The organism is Cognatazoarcus halotolerans (assembly GCF_009800965.1).
GTDB classification, from domain to species: domain Bacteria; phylum Pseudomonadota; class Gammaproteobacteria; order Burkholderiales; family Rhodocyclaceae; genus Cognatazoarcus; species Cognatazoarcus halotolerans.
In genome coordinates this window covers 626,387-641,531 of record NZ_WUAF01000001.1, presented here as the reverse complement: position 1 = coordinate 641,531, position 15,145 = coordinate 626,387, and the positions used below count along the sequence as shown (strand labels likewise).

The window sequence follows — 15,145 nt, the reverse complement described above, 5'->3', positions numbered from 1 at the left end:
GGCTCGGTGCTCAGCACGGCCAACGTGGGCGACGACGCGTTCGACTCCGACGCAGGTGCGGACGGCTTCACTGGCTGCTACACGCTCTCCTCGGGCGAGACCATCGACACCGTCGATGCCGGTTTCTGGGAAGCTGCAAGCCTGGGAGACAGGGTCTGGCTGGACGCCAACGACAACGGCGTGCAGGATGCGGGCGAGGTCGGCAAGGCCGGCGTGACCGTAACCCTGAGCGGTGCTGGGGCCGACGGTTTGTTCGGTACGGCCGACGATGTCTCCGAAAGCATGGTGACCGACGCCAACGGCAATTATCTGTTCGATAATCTCGTGGCGGGACAGCAGTACAAGGTGACCGTGGAGCAGCCGACCGGCTTCCAGTTTACGACCGCCAACCAGGGTGGCAACGAAGCGCTCGACTCCGATGTGGATGCAAGTGGGGTCAGCAACGTCGTGACCCTGAGCTCCGGCGAGAATTATCTGGACCTCGACGCGGGGCTGGTGACCTGCAAGGTCGACCTTGGTGACAAGGTGTGGCTGGACGAAAACAAGAACGGCCTGCAGGACGACGGCGAGCCGGGTGTTGCCGGCGTGACGGTGACGCTGATCGGCGCCGGTGCGGATGGCGTGTTCGGGACCTCGGATGACACAACCCGTACCGACACCACCGATGCCAATGGCAATTATCTGTTCGAGAACGTCGAGCACGGTACTTACAAGGTCCGTCTCGATGTTCCCGATTCGTACAAGCTGACCACCGCCAATGTCGGAAGTGACGACAGCAAGGACTCGGATTTCGTAGCCAAGATCGTGAAAGGCACGGAGAATCTGATCGTCAATGGCAGCTTCGAGGAAAATTCCACTGGCATGTTCAGCAGCATCAAGGGCTGGACAGGCATCGGCGACAAGATCGAAGTCGGTACTGCGTCGTCGTATGGCGTGAGCGGCCAGTCCGGTTCGAATGTCGTGGAGCTTGACGCCAACAAGACCTGCACCGACAACACCGGTTTTTACCAGGCGGTGAATACAACGGCCGGCCAGACATACGAGTTGTCGGTGGATGTCGCGGCGCGGAACTGCACTTCGGACTCGACCAATACCGTGGAAGTCTACTGGGCCGGGGAGAAGATCGCGACGATCGACCCGACCTCGACCAAGTTGACCACCTACACGTTCACGGTCGAGGGCACCGGCGGCGCGGATCGGCTCGAATTCCGCGAGCAGAAGGGTGATGACGATTCGCTGGGCGGGATCATCGACAACGTTCGGCTGGTGACCTGCGATACCGTGGTTGAAAGCGGAGCGATCGTCATCGATTCCTGCGAGGACAATCTCACGATCGACGCAGGCTTGGTCGAAGGCATGCAGTGCATCCAGACCTGTGAGGACCATGCAGTGAGCTTCACGGTCGACGTCCCCTCGGGTCAGACGATCCTGAGCTTCACGCAGACCGCAAACGGTACGGTGACGGACAATGGTGACGGGACTTTCACCTACACGCCCACCACCAACTACTTCGGCAGCGATACCTTCACCTATACGCTGGGTACGACGACCACGGTCACCAAGACGTCCGATGTCTACATCCGCAACGGAAGTTTCGAGGAGTACTCGCTGGGCGATAACTGCTCCACGTCGAATATCCCCGGCTGGAACTCTGGTAGCTACTATTACAACGCTACCTGGGATCCTTCCAGCTACTACGCGGGTTCGGTTTCCGACGGTCAGAACATCGTCAAGGTGAGCAGTTACGGTATCAGCCAGACCCTCTCGGAAACCTTCGAGAAGGACGTGAGCTACCAGCTCAAGGTGGATGTCGCGAACATCAAGAACTACAGTTCCGACAATGGCTCGGCCATCATCAAGGTCTATGCCGGCAGCACCCTGGTCGCCTCGATCAAGGGTTCCGACATCGGTTCGATCACCGAGGGTGGCTACAAGACCGTCACGCTCGATTTCGAAGGCAAGGGTTTCTCCGACTCGGTCTACGGAAGCTGCCTGAAGATCGTTCTCGATTCGAGCTGCTACAGCTACTACGACAACGTCCGGATGACCAAGACCGAAACCGTGTCGTCGGTCGTTGCAGGTGAAACGATCGAAGTCTGTCTCGACGTGCATTCGGCGAACGATGCACCGACCGGGGCGGACAAGACCGTGTGCCTCGATGCGGGTGCGTCCTACGTGGTCAAGGTCGCCGACTTCGGTTATGCCGACGTCGATGGCAATGCCTTCAAGGCGGTCCTCATCGAGAGCGTCGTGGCGGCAGGTTCACTCAAGCTCGACGGCGTGGATGTCACGGCAGGCCAGACCATCAGCGTGGCGGATATCGAAGCGGGCAAGCTGACCTACACCGCTTCGGGCAGCACCGATGCGAGCTTCTCGTTCAAGGTGCAGGATGACGGCGGTACCGATAGCTGTGGCGGTTCGGATATCGATCTGCATGCCCACATCATCACTTTCGACGCGGCCGACCCGAACGGCAGGATCGGCGACCGTGTCTGGGTGGACAAGGACTGCGACGGTGTCCAGGATTCGGGCGAATATGGCCTGGCGGGCGTGACGGTCAAGTTGCTCGATACCGCGGGGCATGTGCTCGAAACGACCACGACCAACAGCAACGGCAATTATCTGTTCGACCATCTGTCCGCCGGGCAGTATGTCGTTCAGGTCGTTACGCCGAACGGCTACAACATCACCAAGCAGGATGTCGGCAACTACGATTGTGACAGCGATGCGAACCCCACCACAGGCAAGACCGACGTCATCACGCTCGGTAAGGACCAGTGGCTGGACACCGTGGATATCGGTCTGTGTGCGTCGAAGGCCTGCATCGGAAGCCGGGTTTGGGAGGATTCCAACCACAACTCGATCCAGGATCTGGGTGAAAAGGGTATCGGCGGCGTTCGTGTCACGCTGTACGGATGGAATGGCAGCTGCGCGTACACGGTTGGAACGACCACCACCGACAGCAACGGAAACTACGAGTTCTCCAACCTGAACGAGGGCTACTACTACGTCGCCTTCGACAAGACAAACGTCTGGCATAACTCCTACTGGGGTGGCTGGTACAACATGAGCAACTGGAACTGGGGCTACAAGGATGTCGGCTCCGATGACACGATCGATTCCGACGTGGCGCGTTGCTCGGGTGACAAGTCCTACACCGACTGGACCTACCTGTCGGCAGGCGAGTGCGACATGAGCTGGGATGCCGCAATCACCCCGATCGTGATCGACCTCGACCGTGATGGCATTGAGACGGTGTCGCGTGCCAACTCGGGCGGCAGTTTCGACCTGTTCGGCAATGGCCATGCCATCGAGTCCGGCTGGGTTGGTGCTGATGACGGCATGCTGGCAATCGACCTCAATGGCAATGGCCGCATCGACGACATCTCGGAACTCTTCGGTGGCAACACCAAGGGTGACGGCTTCGCCAAGCTGGCTCAGTTCGACAGCAATGGTGACGGCGTGGTCAATGCGGATGACGCGGATTTTGCCAAGCTCAGCATCTGGCAGGACGCCAACGGCAACCATCAGACCGATGCGGGTGAACTGCGCAGTCTGGCCGATGCCGGCGTTGCCAGCCTGAAAGTGGGCTACGAGGAGCTGCCGTTCCTTGATGCGCAAGGCAACCTGCATCTCGAGCGCAGCTCGGCGACGATGAGTGACGGTACTTCGGTCGATATGACCGACGTCTATTTCAACGTGTCGCGCGCCGACGCGGATGCAGCGGGCGTCAATCTGTCGTCGATGTCCGATCTGCTCGACATGGGCGGTTCGCTCGATACGCTGCTTGGCAGTGCGCAGCCGGTAACGACTGTTGATGGCATGGCGGTCAGTGCAGGCGCTGCGACGGAAAGCGCGAACGACTTCGCTTTCCACGACATTGCGACCATGAAGCACCTTGCCGACCTTTACGACCAGGCTGTCTGTGCCTGATTTTGACGGGCATGGGGCTTGACGCCCCATGCCTGCTCGCATGACGAATCGACTTCAACAAGGAGAAAGAAGATGAAATTTCCGAAGATCAAGGGCCTCGTCCTGGCGGTAGGCTTTGCCGGCATGGCATTGGCAGGTGTGGCGCAGGCCGACATGCTCAGTACCGACGCCAACAGTCTGGGCGTGAGCACCGGCCTGAATTTCGGCGTGCAGGTCGACGGCAACGCGGAGAGCCGTGATGCCGGCAGCTTCAATGTCGCCAATCTGACCAAAGGCACCAGCTTTGCTGCCTTTTGTGCCGACATCCGGACCAATATCTCGGTGCAGGCACTGGATCTCGTCAACCCTCTGGGTATCGAGTACGACAACGTGTCTGCAGCCTCCTTCCTCACCGCTGCCCAGCTGACCGACATTCAGGCGCTCTACGACCAGCGTTACGCCTCGGTCAATCTGACCGACAAGGTCGAGACCGCTGCATTCCAGATTTCGCTCTGGGAGCTTCTGGATGACGGCAACCTTTCCGGTGGCTCAGTGATGTGGGATACCGCCGCCGTTGGCAGCGACAACGAATTGGCCCTCAATACGGCCGCTGACTGGTTGGCTAACCTGTCCGATCCGACCGCGACCGACACCTATGACCTTTCGGTGTGGACGCGCGGAACGCGCGATCCGGGCAGCCAGCCCTATATCCAGGCCGATCGTGGCACCGGTGGTACCGTGCCGGAGCCCGGCACGCTGCTGCTCGGCCTCGCAGGTCTGGCCGGGCTCGGCCTGATGCGCCGTAAGTCCTGATACGCTGCCGGCCGGCGTTTGCCGGCCGGGCGCGTGCCAGTTCGGTAAGGGGCGAAAGCCCCTTTTTGTTCTTTCGTGCATGCTGTCCGAGGGTACGGAGGCTCGACCTTGATCGAACCGACCGAATTCCGGATCTGCAGCCCCCGGGTTTGCTCGCACAAGGGCGTGCATCGCAGAATGCAGGCCATGGCCCACGGTGTGCCCGTGTCGACGCCGATTTCTTGACTCTTGTCCATTTGAATGCCAATGACTACAACCGTCCGAAAAGCCACTGCAACGTTATCGGTCGCGCTTCTCCTCGCAATGTCCGTGGGTTTGGTGAATCCGGCGTTTGCCGGTCTCGTACCGAGCCCGCTTCTTGATCCGGCGCAGTCGGTAAACGAAGCCAAGGAGCAGCGCCTGAAGCCGGCGTATGACGCGTTGCGCAGCGGGAATGCGGTACAGGCGGAGGCGTCGTTCAGGGAAATTCTCCGCAAAGACGCAAATGACCCGGCTGCACTCCTGGGCATGGCTGCCGTCGAGCAATCGCGGGGCAACGCTGAGGCTGCGCTGTCGTGGATGGGTCGTGCGCTGACCGCGAATCCCGATGATCCTGCCCTGCTGCATGCCAACGCGCGATTGCTGCTGGAGCAGAATCAGCCGGGCGAAGCCGTCCAAAGCCTGCAGCATGCCGTACGCGTTGATCCGGATGCGTTCGAGCCGCGGCGTGAACTGGCGGCGTTGCTGATGCAGTTGGGACGTTCGGCCGAGGCGGTACCGCATTACCGCAAATTGCATGATCTGAAACCGTCGGACCCGAAGACCGCAGCCGAATTGGGCGTCGCGCTGGTCGCGGCCGGCCAGTTCGCGGACGGCGCCGCCTTGCTCGAGCAAAGTCTGCCGGGCGTCCCCGGGGATCTGACTGCGCTCAATGCCCTGGGGCATGCCCAGCTTCGCCTCGGCAATGCCGCAAAAGCGCTTACCTTGTTCGATCAGCTCCTGGCGGCCAACAAGGCTTACCCTCCGGCTTGGCTCGCCAGAGGCGATGCGCTCATGGAGCTCGATCGCTTTAACGAAGCAACGGAGGCCTATCTCAAGGCCGAGCGACTATCGAGAACGCCACTGGCCGCCTTCAAGCGCGGGGTGGCGCAGGAAAAGCTTGGCCGTCGAGCCGAGGCGGAGACCGCCTACAAGGCGGCACTCAAACTCGACCCGGATTATGGTCCGGCCTACAACAACCTCGCCTTCATGCTCGCCGCGCAGCCTTCCCGGCGTGACGACGCGCTCAACTGGGCGAAGAAGGCGGTCGCGGCCAACGAGCGCATTGCGTCCTACCATGACACGCTTGGCTGGGTACGGCAGCAGCGCGGAGAGATCGATCTGGCGCGCGCCGCATATGGGCAGGCGTTGTTTCTCGATGCGAGGCATGACGCTGCAAGGCGTCATCTTCGGGCGCTCGATGCGTCAGGGGGGGCGAGTGTGGCGCCGGCTCAACCCGCGGTGGTGGCCTCCGCCACGGACCGGGCGACCTTCACCACCGACGTACCGCAGCCTCCGCCGCTGCCTCCGGCTGTTCCCGAAGCGCCGCCATCGGCTCAGACGCCGGTCGTCACACAGGCCGCCGTGCCGGCAAGCGTACGGACTGGCGACGCGTCCTCTACCGGAAAAGCGCTCGACCCGAGGGCAGCGCTTGGGCAAAGGCTCGAGGCCTGGCGCGGCGCCTGGCAGGAAAAGCGTGTTGACGATTATCTGGCGATGTATGGCGCCCGTTTCGTGCCACCGTCCGGAATGAACCGGGCAGCCTGGGAAAGCGATAGGCATCGCAAGCTCGGGAAGAAAGGGGCGATCGAGGTGCAGCTTCGCGAACTCGAGTTTTCGGTCGACGGCGACAAGGCAACGACACGCTTCCGTCAGCGCTACCAGTCCTCCAACTACAGCGACGAAACACGCAAGACGCTCGGCTGGGCACTGGAGTCAGGTGTCTGGAAAATCCTTGCCGAGGACGCGACGCCGATCAAATAAGGAACAATCTACGGGAGCTTTCCGCCAATCCGGGTGGTCGAAGCGTGAGCTGTGACCGATGGAGACCCGACATGACGCCCGAATCCGTTGAATCCCTGATGGTCGATCTCGAAGAGGGGGACCCTTTCGATTTTTCCCGGCTTTCGATCGAGGACGTCGATGCCCGCAAGCTCATGGCCAACCATTTTTGCGAGCTTGATCGGCAGCTCGATACCCAGGGGCTGAGTGCCGATCAGCGACTCGAGGTAATGGCGGCGATCGCCGCCCACGCAATGGTCGAGAACTTCATGCTGCAGTTGGCCCGCCTTCGTAGTGAGGCGGACAGGCTCGAGTTCAAGGACTGGCTGCGCCGCTACGGCATTGGCTGAGTGTCTGCGGCCATGGCTTGGCCGGTTTCGGGCAGGCCGAACCAGGACGGGGTGCGGTCGGCAAGCTGGCGCAGGAAATCCCAGACCACGCGGACGCGACGCAGCCTGAAAAGATCGGCCGGTGCAGCAAGCCATAGCGTCGAAGCCGAATAGACCGTGCCCGGCAGCACCTGCACCAGCCCGCAGTCGGCCGTGAGCGAGTAGGGGGTCAGCATGGCGAGGCCGATCCCGGCGCTTGCGGCGTCGACCTGGGCGAGCATTCCGGTACTGCTGAACACGCGCCGGGGCGCGTCGACAAGGCGTTCAAGATAACGCAGTTCGTCGCTCATCAGCTGGTCCTGAACGTAGTCGACGAAATCGTGCCCGGCGAGGTCCCGGGCTTCCTTGATGGGTGGATGTCTGGCGAGGTAGGCCGGTGAGCCGTATAGCTGGTAGCGGAAATCCGCAAGGCGTGCCACCACGTAGCGGCCGCTGGTTGGCGGGTCGAGCGTGATCACGAGGTCCGCCTCCCGGCTCGCAAGATTTGGAAAGCGGTGATAAAGCAGTAGCTCGATCGAGAGTTCGGGGTGTTTTGCGAGCAGCGCAGGCAGGTTGGGCGTGACGACCCGCGTCCCGAAAACCTCCGGCAAGCCGATCCGAACCGGCCCGCTGGCCGTTCCCCCCGATCCGCCGATGGCCTCGCCCGCCGCAAGCACCGAGCTTTCGATGGCCTCGGCATGGCTGAGCAGCGCCTGCCCGGCTTCGGTCAGCGTGTAGCCGTCCCTTCGCCGGTCGAACAACAGGCACCCCAGTTGTGCCTCGAGTCGTGCCAGACGGCGCGAAACAGTAGTGTGATCGACCTCGAGCCTCAGCGCTGCGGCGGTCAGCGTACCTGTTCGGGCGACTTCCAGTAGGTAGCGAAAGTCGGACCAGTCGGGCATGTTCTGCATCCGGATTCCTTGTGCAAAAAAGCACATCAACTGGGGATCTATGCGCTTTTGTCTGCGTTCTGGCCGATGCTATGGTGTGGCATCGCCGATTGCAAGCGGCAAGCCCGGGCGTATCGCCAGGCCGCAGCAAATCGCTTGAAACATACAGACGTGAAGAGCCGCAGATCGATACAACGGTCGTGGTATCGGAGGGGAGGCAGGATGCAGATTTCAGGACTCGTGTCGCGGCACGCACGCTATTACCCGGATCGCACCGCGGTGGTGTACCGGGACCAACGGCTTGGCTGGCGGGAGTTCAACAGGCGGATCAACCGGCTGGCTCACGCGCTCGTTGCGTCCGGTGTCGGGAAGGGCGACCGCGTTGCCACCATACTGCCCAACTGCATCGAGTTGCTCGATGTCTATTGGGCCTGCGCAAAACTTGGTGCGGTGGTGGTGCCATTGTCGCCGCTGCTGGCCGCGAGCGGCCTGCAGTCGCTGCTGCAGGACGCCGCTCCGACCGTGGTCCTTGCCTGCCGGCAGACGGCCGGCGCATTCCTCGAAGTGAAGTCCGCCGTGCGTTCGATTCGCGCATGTGTGCTGACCGATGCGCTCGCAGATGCGTGCTGCAGCTATGCGCGTTTCGTCTCCGGCCAGCCTGATCACGATCCCGTCGCAGAGATCGAACCCGACGATGTCTTCAACATCATGTACACCAGCGGCACCACGGGGCTGCCGAAAGGCATCGTTCACACCCACAGAATCCGTGCTCATTACGGCAACCTGTTTGCGAGCGCCTGGCGCATGGGGCCCGAGTCGGTGGTGCTGCAAACCGGGGCGATCGTCTTCAACGGTGCGTTCGTGACCCTGATGCCTGCGCTTGCGGTGGGCGCCCGGTACGTGCTGACAAGGCAGTTCGATGCCGAGGCGATGATCGACCTGATCGATGCTGAGCAGGTCACGCATACGATGATGGTCCCCACGCAGATCATCGCCATGCTCAATGCACCCAACTTCGACCCGTCCCGGCTGCGCTCCCTCGAGGCAATCGTGTCTCTCGGCGCCCCACTGTCCGTCGCGTACAAGAATCGGCTCGAGGTCGCATTGCCCGGTATCTTCCACGAACTCTACGGTCTCACCGAGGGCTTCGTGACCATACTCGATCGGGACGATGCGCTGGTGAAGCGTGGTTCGGTGGGGGTGCCGCCGCCATTCTTCGACATGAAGATCCTGCGTGATGACGGCAGCGAAGCGACCGTCGGCGAGATTGGCGAGATCGTTGGCCGTGGCCCGATTCTCATGCCCGGTTACTACCGTCGCCCGGATCTGACCGCCGATGCGCTGCGGGACGGCTGGCTGCACACGGGTGATCTCGGATGGGTTGATGCCGACGGGTATCTGTTTCTTGCCGATCGCAAGAAGGACATGATCGATTCCGGCGGCGTGAAAGTCTATCCGCGCGACATCGAAGAGGTGGCGGTCCAGCATCCCTCGGTGCTCGAAGTGGCGGTATTCGGGGTTCCCGACGCGAAATGGGGTGAGACGCCAGCGCTTGCCGCGACACTCAAGAAAGGCCGGACGCTCGATCCGGAAGAGCTGCGGGACTGGGTCAACCAGCGTGTCGGGGCGCGCTATCAGCGCGTCAGCAGGGTCGATGTAGTGGAAGCGTTTCCGCGCAATGCGGCCGGCAAGATCCTCAGGCGCGAGTTGCGTGCGCGCTTCTGGGCCGGGCGGGAATTGAGCGCTTAACGGCCCCTATGTCACCGGTTCGCCGCCCGCCCTGCGTGGCGGCTTGCGATTGCGAAGCGCGCAGGCGAGTGCTGCGCGGGCCCACGGGAGCATCGCCGCGGGGCTGTCCAGCGCTGCGTCGGGTGCCGTCCAGTAGCCCATCGTGAATTCCTTGCCCCCTGGCTGGGTATAGCGGAAAGGTTGGCTGCCTGCTTCCTCGAAGTCCTGCTGACTTTGTGCGTCGGCCTTGAGGTAGAGGGTGTCCCAGGCCACCAGCGCAAAGAACAGCTCGTCAGCATAGAACCCCCAGCCTCCGAACATCGGCTTCACGCGCAGCGTGCCGAGCGGAGCGAACAGTTCAAGCGCATGGCTGACTATCTCAGGAGGCGGTTTGCGCGACATCGCCGGTCAGGGTCCCGCCAACACGCCGGGCAAGGGCGCCTGGTGCGGCATCGGCAGCCTGGGCTGCCGAAGTCTTCCGAGGCGCGTTGCCGGCGGAAGCTGATACGGCACCGCTTTCCTCATCTGTGGCTGTCCCGATTACAGGCCAAGTCGCTGCACTATGGTGCTGACAGGGCCGGCCTGATTCATGCAATAGAAGTGCAGGCCGGGCGCCCCCTCGGCGATCAGGCTCTCGCACAGGTCGGTTACCACGTCGAGTCCGAAAGCCTTGATCGAGGCGGTGTCGTCACCGAAGCCTTCGAACTTGCGGCGCATCCAGCGCGGGATCTCGGCACCGCAGGCGTCGGAGAAGCGTGCCAGTTTCGAGAAGCTCACGATCGGCATGATGCCCGGGACCACCGGGATGACGATGCCCAGCGCGTCGCACTCGTCACGGAAATGCAGGTAGGCGTCGGTGTTGTAGAAATACTGGGTGATGGCGGAGTCCGCACCGGCATCGACCTTGCGCTTGAAGGCCCGCAGGTCATCTTGCGGGGAGCGCGCCTGGGGATGGTATTCCGGATAGGCCGCCACTTCGATGTGGAAGTGATCACCGGTTTCGGCGCGGATGAACTCGACCAGTTCGTTGGCGTAGCGCAACTCGCCCGGATCGACGACACCCGATGGCAGGTCGCCGCGCAGCGCGACGATGCGGCCGATGCCCGCTTCCCTGTAGCGGTTGAGGATGTCGCGGATCTGGCTTCGTGACGAGCCGACGCAGGACAGATGTGGTGCGGCCTCGAGCCCTTCTCGCTGGATCTCGAATACCGTCTCGAAGGTACGCTCCTGGGTCGAGCAGCCGGCACCATATGTCACGGAAAAGAATTCGGGCTGGAGCCGGGCGAGCTGGGCGCGCGTGGCACGCAGCTTTTCCATGCCTTCGGGCGTTTGGGGTGGGAAGAATTCGATCGAGAAATTGGTTTTGCGCATTTGCTTGTCGTGTCTTTTTGATCAGCCGGCCTTGCGGGCGGCGAAGATGAAAAATTCTCGATTGCCGTCACCACCGGTAATCGGGCTGTCGAAATAGTCCAGTACGTCGAGGCCGGCCGATTCCGCTGCCGAGCAGAGGTTCGTCCGTACCGCCTCGAAGAGGCGCTCGTCGCGCACGATGCCACCCTTGCCGAGTCCCTTGGGGCCGACCTCGAACTGTGGCTTTACCAGTGCCAGAACGCGGCCGGAAGACGAGAGCAAGCCGGGCCATCGGGGCATCAGCAAGCCGAGCGAGATGAAGCTCGCGTCGCAGGTGACGAGTTCGAAGCCACCCTTGGGCAGCGCTGCGCCGAGATCCTGCGCAGACAGATTGCGGGCGTTGATGCCTTCGAGGCAACGCAGTCGCGGCTCCGCGCGAAGCCGCGGGTGAAGCTGGTCGTGGCCGACATCGATGCCGATGACCTCGGCGGCGCCCGCCTGCAGCAGGCAGTCGCTGAAGCCGCCGGTCGATTGACCGACGTCGAGACATCGCATGCCCGTGACGTCCAGGCCGGTGTGCGTCAGTGCGCCAGCGAGCTTGAGGCCGCCGCGCGAGACGAAACGATCCTCGTCATCGGCGACGACTTCCAGTTCGGCGCTGTCGGCGACCTCCAGGGAGGCTTTCGTGACCTGTCCGCCATCGGCCCGTACCCTGCCGGCCGAGATCATCCGCTGGGCCGCGGTACGCGAAGGGGCCAGCCCCCGCGACACCAGCATGCTGTCAATCCGCGCCCCCCCGTGCCGATTCACCGGCGTGAGCTCACGGGGGGGCGGCTCCGGCGCCCGGCGGGCGGTTCTGCGATGGAAGGATTTCACGGACTCAGCTGACCTTCACGACTTCGACCGGATGGGCGTAGACGTCTTTGCGCTTGTCGTAGAGCGGGATCGTGGTACCGCTGAGACGGTTGCTTTCGAGGTCCTTGAGGTCGACTTCGGCGACCACGATCTGCTCGATGTTCGGTGTGCCCTCGGCGGCGATGCCGTCGCGCGCAAACGGGAAATCGGATGGCGTAATGATGCTCGCCTGGCCGTAGTGGAGGCCGAGACCTTCCACCGGGAGGTTGCCGACCGTGCTGGTCATGACCACGAAGACCTGGTTCTCGATGGCCCGCGCGTGGCAGCAGTAGCGTACCCGCAGGAAACCCTGGCGGTCGTCGGTGCAGGATGGCACGAAGAGGATGTCCGCGCCGGCCTCGCAGACCATGCGGGCCAGTTCCGGAAACTCGATGTCGTAGCAGATGAGGATCGCGATCTTGCCGAAGGGCGTATCGAACAGGCGCAGCTGATCGCCCGCATCGGTGTTCCACTTCTCGCGTTCCCAGCGGGTGCGATGAATCTTGTCCTGCTCGAAGATCTCGCCGCCGGGGGTGAAGTAATAGGCGGTGTTGAGCAGCCGCCCGTCGTCCTGCAGCGTGGGATGGCTGCCGCCGATCAAATGCACGTTCCACTGAGCCGCCAGTTCCTGCATCAGATCCTTGTAGCGACGAGTGTAGTCGTGCATGTTGCGCACCGCGTCACGGACATCGGTGGTGTCCATGAAGGACAGCAGCTGGCTGGTGAATATCTCCGGCAGCAGCACGAACTGCGGCTTGTAGTCGCCCGCAGCCTTCATGATGAAGCGGACCTGGTTCTCGAAGCCCGACCAGTCATGGATCTGGCGCAGCAGATACTGCACGGCAGCAATTCGGACGATCATAGGACGATGTTCTCCGGGATGGTCGTGGGCCGTGCCGGATCGTACTCCGGGTTCAGCCACACGATGAGCGACGCATTGCCGCGGGAGTCGTGATCCTCGGGGATGTAGCCTTCCATCACCCCGCAATAACTGAAACCTTCCTTGAGCTGGAAGTTCAATACCGGATCGGTGAGGTCGCCCCAGACCACTTTCTGGGCATACAGCTCGGCACTCATCTGGGAGGCATAGGCGTCGTATCCCGGCAGGCGGCCGCAGGCGATGATGCGCTTGAGGTTCATGACCCTGCACAGGGTTCGCCGCCCTTCGTACAGCAGGTGGCCGACGCCTTGTCCCTGGAGATTCGGGTCGACGAAGATCTCTGCGCCATAGAGTGTGCGTCCCTCGAGGTTGTGGTTGTCGAAGGTGCCGGCGCCGGTGATCTCCTTCCAGCTGTGCGCTTCGGCCCAATCGTCCCACAGGACGATGAGCGAGCTCGCGCAGCCGACCAGGCCGTCCTCGTTCTCGGCAACGATCTGACCCTGTGGAAAGACCTCGAGTTGCTCCTGCAGCCTTCGTGGATTCCAGGGGGGGATCGAAGGATAGACACGCGCCTGAAGGGCGATCAGATTCGCAATGTCCTCTGCTCGCGTATGGCGCACCCAGGGGCGCTTCATGCTCTGTCTCCTTTTCCGGCCGATCGGCGGGCCGCCGCGAGGTGCGGCCCGCCTTGCCACGGTCCGGTCAGTAGCGGTAGTGATCCGCTTTGTAAGGCCCTTCCTTTGGCACTCCGATGTACGCGGCCTGTTCGTCGGTCAGCTCCGTCAGGTGCACGTTGAGCTTGCGAAGCTGCAGGCGGGCCACTTTTTCGTCGAGGTGCTTCGGCAGGGTGTACACACCTACAGGATAGTCCGCGCCGCGGGTGAACAGTTCGATCTGCGCGATCGTCTGGTTGGCGAAAGAGCTCGACATCACGTAACTGGGGTGGCCGGTGGCGCATCCCAGATTGACCAGCCGGCCCTTGGCCAGCAAGATGATCCGCTTGCCGTCGGGGAAGATCACGTGATCGACCTGCGGCTTGATCTCTTCCCATTCGTACTTCTCGATCGAGGCGACGTCGATCTCGTTGTCGAAGTGGCCGATGTTGCAGACGATCGCCTGGTCCTTCATCGCCGCCATGTGGTCGTGGGTGATGACATGGAAGTTGCCGGTGGTGGTGACGAAGATGTCGGCCTTGTCGGCGGCGTATTCCATGGTGACTACGCGATAGCCTTCCATCGCAGCCTGCAGCGCGCAGATCGGATCGATCTCGGTGACCCATACCTGTGCCGAAAGTGCCCGCAGTGCTTGCGCCGAGCCCTTGCCGACATCGCCGTAGCCGGCGACCACGGCAACCTTGCCGGCGACCATCACGTCGGTCGCGCGCTTGATGCCGTCTACGAGGGACTCGCGGCAGCCGTAGAGGTTGTCGAATTTGCTCTTGGTGACCGAATCGTTGACGTTGATTGCCGGGAAGCGGAGATCGCCGCGCGCATGCATCTGGTAGAGACGATGAACGCCGGTGGTGGTCTCTTCGGTCACGCCCTTGATCTGGCCGAGGCGGGTGGAGTACCAGGTGGGGTCGGTTGCCAGCTTCGCCCTGATCGCTGCGAAGAGAATGGTTTCCTCCTCGCTGCCCGGCTTGGCCAGCACCGAGAGGTCTTTCTCGGCGCGCGCGCCCAGGTGCAGCAGCAGGGTGGCGTCGCCGCCGTCATCGAGAATCATGTTGGAGTAGCCGCCGTCGGCCCACTCGAAGATGCGATGGGTGTAGTCCCAGTAGTCCGCCAGCGATTCGCCCTTTACCGCGAACACCGGGATGCCGGCGGCGGCGATCGCGGCCGCTGCGTGATCCTGGGTCGAGAAGATGTTGCACGAGGCCCAGCGCACCTCGGCGCCGAGCGCGGTCAGCGTCTCGATCAGCACCGCGGTCTGGATCGTCATGTGCAGCGAGCCGGTGATGCGGGCGCCCTGCAGCGGCTTGCTTGCCGCATATTCTTCGCGGATCGCCATGAGACCGGGCATCTCGGTCTCGGCAATGCGCATTTCCTTGCGTCCCCAGTCGGCCAGCGAGAGGTCGGCGATTACATAGTCTTGGAAGTCAGCCGCAGCGTTCATCATGAACTCCTTGTTCATTGCTGAGGCCGGGGGGAGGACGGGCTTATGCTCACGCACCTCCCGTGCCCGGCACGGGTTGATGTCGCGAGCGCCGTTGAATCCTGACCGCCGGATAGGCGGTTTCCGAGCCTGGGAGGCGGATCGCGTTCGATCGACTCTCGCAGCGCTCCTCGGAAAGG

At 62.5% G+C, this 15,145-nt stretch carries 12 protein-coding genes and 1 riboswitch; of the genes, 5 read left to right on the top strand and 7 right to left on the bottom strand.

The window, feature by feature from the left end; all coding sequences use genetic code 11:
- The 4 genes from GQB03_RS02960 to GQB03_RS02945 form a co-directional block, all read left to right on the top strand.
- On the top strand, nucleotides 1-3,933 hold a 3,933-nt coding region (locus tag GQB03_RS02960; RefSeq protein ID WP_159683985.1), incomplete at its 5' end, for an SdrD B-like domain-containing protein.
- An 18-nt stretch (nucleotides 3,934-3,951) separates the two neighbouring features.
- Complete coding sequence (locus GQB03_RS02955; RefSeq protein ID WP_159683980.1) at nucleotides 3,952-4,725, top strand: PEP-CTERM sorting domain-containing protein; 774 nt, start codon at nucleotides 3,952-3,954, stop codon at nucleotides 4,723-4,725.
- Nucleotides 4,726-4,971: 246 nt separating this feature from the next.
- A complete protein-coding gene (locus tag GQB03_RS02950; RefSeq protein ID WP_159683976.1) occupies nucleotides 4,972-6,726 on the top strand; it encodes a tetratricopeptide repeat protein in 1,755 nt (584 codons plus the stop codon).
- Nucleotides 6,727-6,797: 71 nt separating this feature from the next.
- Complete coding sequence (locus GQB03_RS02945) at nucleotides 6,798-7,094, top strand: hypothetical protein (protein ID WP_159683972.1); 297 nt, start codon at nucleotides 6,798-6,800, stop codon at nucleotides 7,092-7,094.
- On the opposite strand, the gene GQB03_RS02940 is transcribed toward GQB03_RS02945, so the two are convergent.
- Complete coding sequence (locus GQB03_RS02940; protein WP_159683968.1) at nucleotides 7,079-8,023, bottom strand: LysR family transcriptional regulator; 945 nt, start codon at nucleotides 8,021-8,023, stop codon at nucleotides 7,079-7,081. The genes GQB03_RS02945 and GQB03_RS02940 overlap by 16 nt on opposite strands.
- 201 nt (nucleotides 8,024-8,224) lie before the next feature.
- Here GQB03_RS02940 and GQB03_RS02935 point away from each other — a divergent pair, with 201 nt between their 5' ends.
- Complete coding sequence (locus tag GQB03_RS02935) at nucleotides 8,225-9,751, top strand: class I adenylate-forming enzyme family protein (RefSeq protein ID WP_159683965.1); 1,527 nt, start codon at nucleotides 8,225-8,227, stop codon at nucleotides 9,749-9,751.
- A 6-nt stretch (nucleotides 9,752-9,757) separates the two neighbouring features.
- Here the strand turns inward: GQB03_RS02935 and GQB03_RS02930 are convergent, their stop codons facing one another.
- The 6 genes from GQB03_RS02930 to ahcY all read right to left on the bottom strand — a co-directional run bounded on the left by GQB03_RS02930 (nucleotide 9,758) and on the right by ahcY (nucleotide 14,966).
- Nucleotides 9,758-10,132 carry a TfoX/Sxy family protein gene (locus tag GQB03_RS02930; RefSeq protein WP_159683962.1) on the bottom strand — a complete coding sequence of 125 codons (375 nt, stop codon included), beginning with the start codon at nucleotides 10,130-10,132 and terminating at the stop codon, nucleotides 9,758-9,760.
- A gap of 138 nt (nucleotides 10,133-10,270) precedes the next feature.
- Nucleotides 10,271-11,101 carry a methylenetetrahydrofolate reductase [NAD(P)H] gene (gene metF, locus GQB03_RS02925; RefSeq protein ID WP_159683958.1) on the bottom strand — a complete coding sequence of 277 codons (831 nt, stop codon included), beginning with the start codon at nucleotides 11,099-11,101 and terminating at the stop codon, nucleotides 10,271-10,273.
- Between the two features lie 21 nt (nucleotides 11,102-11,122).
- Nucleotides 11,123-11,857 (bottom strand): TlyA family RNA methyltransferase, encoded by a 735-nt coding sequence (locus tag GQB03_RS02920; RefSeq protein WP_200832074.1) that lies wholly within the window; start codon nucleotides 11,855-11,857, stop codon nucleotides 11,123-11,125.
- A 103-nt stretch (nucleotides 11,858-11,960) separates the two neighbouring features.
- Nucleotides 11,961-12,836, bottom strand: coding sequence for a carbon-nitrogen hydrolase family protein (locus GQB03_RS02915; RefSeq protein WP_159683949.1), 876 nt, complete (start codon nucleotides 12,834-12,836; stop codon nucleotides 11,961-11,963).
- Nucleotides 12,833-13,489, bottom strand: a complete 657-nt coding sequence (locus GQB03_RS02910) for a GNAT family N-acetyltransferase (RefSeq protein ID WP_159683946.1) — start codon at nucleotides 13,487-13,489, stop codon at nucleotides 12,833-12,835. The genes GQB03_RS02915 and GQB03_RS02910 overlap by 4 nt, the downstream gene beginning before the upstream one ends.
- A gap of 67 nt (nucleotides 13,490-13,556) precedes the next feature.
- The gene (ahcY, locus tag GQB03_RS02905; RefSeq protein WP_159684158.1) at nucleotides 13,557-14,966 is read right to left on the bottom strand and encodes an adenosylhomocysteinase; all 1,410 of its coding nucleotides are present in this window, start codon (nucleotides 14,964-14,966) and stop codon (nucleotides 13,557-13,559) included.
- A gap of 79 nt (nucleotides 14,967-15,045) precedes the next feature.
- A riboswitch (S-adenosyl-L-homocysteine riboswitch) is annotated at nucleotides 15,046-15,144 on the bottom strand.
- Between the last annotated feature and the right edge of the window lies 1 nt (nucleotide 15,145).